The sequence below is a fragment of the Rubripirellula obstinata genome (assembly GCF_001642955.1).
GTDB lineage: Bacteria > Planctomycetota > Planctomycetia > Pirellulales > Pirellulaceae > Rubripirellula > Rubripirellula obstinata.
In genome coordinates this window covers 1-2035 of the sequence record NZ_LWSK01000253.1, presented here as the reverse complement: position 1 = coordinate 2035, position 2035 = coordinate 1, and the positions used below count along the sequence as shown (strand labels likewise).

The 2035-nt window shown below is 53.0% G+C and carries 1 protein-coding gene; it reads left to right on the top strand.

Annotated elements, in window-relative coordinates:
* Positions 1-246: 246 nt before the first annotated feature.
* Positions 247-1665: a sugar porter family MFS transporter gene (locus RC85_RS25510; protein ID WP_068267732.1), complete on the top strand. Its 1419-nt coding sequence runs from the start codon at positions 247-249 to the stop codon at positions 1663-1665.
* Positions 1666-2035: the final 370 nt, after the last annotated feature.

The window sequence follows — 2035 nt, the reverse complement described above, 5'->3', positions numbered from 1 at the left end:
GCGGCTACGCCGCGAAACCGAGCCAGAGAATTGGTTACAGAGAAAAAGTGAGAGATAACGCTGCCATCCGGGGATTTGCATCCCCGGCAGAGAGCTTCCGTCCCTCCCGGGACTATGCAAGAACGTTATGATCGCAGTTCCGGCAATTGCACGGTGCTGTTTTGGATTGCCGGAACTAAGCTCTGCTGGTTCCGGCCAACATCGTTTCACGAAACCTGTCGTGCCAGCGCGTTGGGAGACTTGCACTTGAATCATCGACTCTTTTTCTGGGCACTGACCTCCGCGTTAGCTGGATTTCTTTTCGGTTTTGACACCGTCGTCATCTCAGGTGCCGAGAAAACAATTCAAGAACAATGGAATCTCAGCGACGGCCAACATGGTTTGGCCATGAGTATCGCGTTGTGGGGAATGGTTGTCGGCTCGCTGATCGGTTTCTGGCCGACTGACAAACTGGGCCGAAAGAAAACACTGATCAGCATCGGTGTTCTTTACTTTGCCTCGGCGGTTTGGTCCGGGATGGCTGGCGATGTGAATTCGTTCATGATCGCTCGCTTCCTTGGCGGTCTTGGCGTTGGCATTTCGACGGTTGTTGCTCCGTTGTACATCTCTGAAATCTCGCCGCCTGATCGTCGTGGCCGACTAGCGGGAATGTTTCAATTCAACATCGTGTTTGGCATTTTGGTTGCCTACCTATCGAACTGGGCCATCGGAATGTCATTCGATCCGCAAGGTTGGGCGCTGTTTGAAGGCGAAGCGTGGCGTTGGATGCTTGGAATCGAGGCGTTGCCAGCTTTGGTCTACACGCTGCTCTGTTTTAGCTTGGTCGAAAGTCCGCGTTGGCTGATCGGCGTGAAGGGTGATCGAGAATCCGGCATTGAAGTTTTGGGGCTTATAAACCCAGGGGCTTCAGCGGAGACCGTCGAAACCTTGGCTAGCGAAATCACCGCGGCATCGCAGAATCAAGAGAAAACTGCCGAGTCGTTTTGGACGAAACGGAATCGCAAACCAATCACGCTCGCATTTTTAATCGCATTCTTTAATCAGCTATCCGGCATCAACGCGATCCTGTACTTCGCTCCTCGGATCTTCGAGCTCGCGGGTTGGGGTGAAGACGCCGCTCGATTGAATTCAATCGGAATCGGACTAACGAATCTGGTTTTCACTTTTTTGGGGCTTTATCTGATTGATCGATTGGGGCGTCGTAGCTTGCTGGTGATTGGATCGTTTGGCTATATCGCTGCGCTAGGAATCTGTTCTTGGGCTTTTGTTCATTACGAGTCCCAGTTCCAAGTTGCGGAGACTGCTGTTGTCGAAGCTTCACAAGTGGCCAGCAGCGGTGGCACGCTGGTGATGGCTTGCATCTTCGCCTTCATCGCGGCTCATGCGATTGGACAGGGAGCCGTTATTTGGGTCTTCATTTCAGAAATTTTTCCCAACCGACATAGAGCGTCTGGGCAAACCCTCGGCAGTTTCACTCATTGGATTTTCGCGGCACTGCTGACCATGTTCTTCACGTCAATCCTTTCCGCAACGTCGCCGGCATTAGTCTTTGGTGCGTTCTGCTTGATGATGGTGCTGCAGTTGATCTGGGTAGTAACGATGGTTCCCGAAACAAAGGGTGTGCCTTTGGAACAAATTGAAAAAGAGCTGGGTGTTAGCCGTTAAATCGTTTTCACGAGATCACCGCGTCGCTGGGCCGCCAGGCCGGCGCTATTTCCTGCAAAACACGATACTCAGCCGTTAAGCCGCCTGGGCGATGCCTGGCGTGATTGAAAGTAGGCCGTAGCGAGCCATAGCGAGTTACGGCGGTGCGCACATTGCCGTAACTCGCTATGGCTCGCTACGGCCTACATGCTGGCGATCAGGGAAATGTGCCGTTGCCACAATGCTTCCCAGCGCTGCAGTTTGTGTTGTCTGCCATGGTGCAGCTTGCCCAATTTGCTGCGTTGCAATGATTTTCATCAGGCGGGGCGATGCCCACGCGGGTTAACCGTCTAGAAAGTAGGCGTCAGGCACCGGTCTGCAAAAAATGTGA